General features: G+C 52.8%; 1 protein-coding gene. It reads left to right on the forward strand.

The window, feature by feature from the left end:
* Window positions 1-1,318: 1,318 nt before the first annotated feature.
* Window positions 1,319-1,577: hypothetical protein (locus ABWQ00_RS16010; protein WP_353239652.1), on the forward strand; the 259-nt coding region annotated here is incomplete at its 3' end.

The following is a 1,577-nucleotide window of genomic DNA, read 5'->3' on the forward strand; positions in this document are numbered from 1 at the left end:
TCTGACATGGGAACTGAGTTTGGCGCCGTTGACGTTGGCAATGTCACGCATTATTGTGCGCACTACGGTCCTTCGCAACGGACGTCTACCGATGAGTGGTTGTACCCTTGCGCCATGAAGGTGCCAGGCCCCCAACACATTCTTGATACGGTTTTGCAGGACGGCCTCCAACGCTTGTGTTGGTGGCCAGTCTGGGAAGCTCATGCGAAGTCGGTTTGTCAGTGGGTCCACAAGAAGCCACGACGTGTGTTTCTCCAGGCACGCTTGGTAGGTTGTGCTTCTGAGGTGCCTCGCGCACTTGACACAGGTTGTGAGAAATTCGCAGACTGGCGGTGGACAACTTTGGGCCGCGTTGGTTGCGACTTGCGTCGCATGGAGACAGCATTACGGCAAGCCACCCTTGGACTCGGCACAGTCGACTTGGGCACGCGCGACTCCGCTCAATCGGACATGTTTTTGGAAGCTGTACATTCACCTACTTTCTGGAAACGGACCCGAGCATTAGAAGGACTTGTGCAGCCGGTCACCCGTTTTTTCTAGTTGGCTACGCGGTTGCTCTTGTCATGATGGAGAAGACATTGACAAGTCTCACAACAAATGTCATTGGAAAGGTTGCAGGGCTCCGGAGATGTCCAGGCGGGTGAGATTGTTCTTCGATGAACTCGCAAATGTTCGCGAGAGGGACGAGATGCTCGAACATGCTGACACGCACGGAGCAATCGCGCGCATGCTTGCAGTGGCTGACTTAAAATTCGCTTGGGTGGATGAGTTGCCATGGTACATATGGCAGGTCAACTCTTCTTCCAGCGCAGCTAGATTTTTGGCCAAATACGATGCGGTGCATGGGTGTCAGGATCGTGTCAGTCAGCGATTTGGGACAGGGCAACTGCGCGTTGACATGGAGACATGGTCAAGAGGAGGGGTGCCATCAGACACGTTGCAGCGCGAATTGCTATCATACGCATGGTGCAAGCTTGACGATACGTGGGCAGAGGCTTGTCATCGCGATGTGTCACGCGAGGGCAGCAGGAACACGTACGCATCTCAAGCCTGGGTATCTGCGTCATTGCGATTGCATCAGAATCTCCAGCTTTGGGATAGCCTTGATATGTGCATGCGGCGACAGATGCACACGATGCTTCGTCGCTGGAAAGCCATAGCGCAGACAGTCCCTAAACGTGCATGGTTGTTGATCCCCCGCAGAGTATCTGATAATAACGTGGTGCAGTTCGTGTATCGGTCAGGATCGCATGCGCTCGAAGACTGGGGGAGCAAGTTGAAGGCACTGTTGCACCGTGACACGCATGTGGACACAATCGTGCAACTGTCATTCTTGCAGCGTTTGAAAGTCGATTATTTGGATAGAGTATTGTTGCCAGGGCACATGTTCAGTCTGCCAAATCTCACGGATTGTGCTGCAATTCTATCCAATGTGATGCAATCATCTTTACTTGATGCAGACCAACTATGTCATGCTCAAAGCCGAAGCATCATGTACTTCATGGTTGTGGACACTCGACTCCGGCGTAGAAAAGTGCCACGCACAGAAGTATCACGTGCACGCCAGCACATGCTTT

Origin of the sequence: Limnohabitans sp. (genome assembly GCF_040400975.1) — a bacterium.
Lineage (GTDB): Bacteria > Pseudomonadota > Gammaproteobacteria > Burkholderiales > Burkholderiaceae_C > Limnohabitans_A.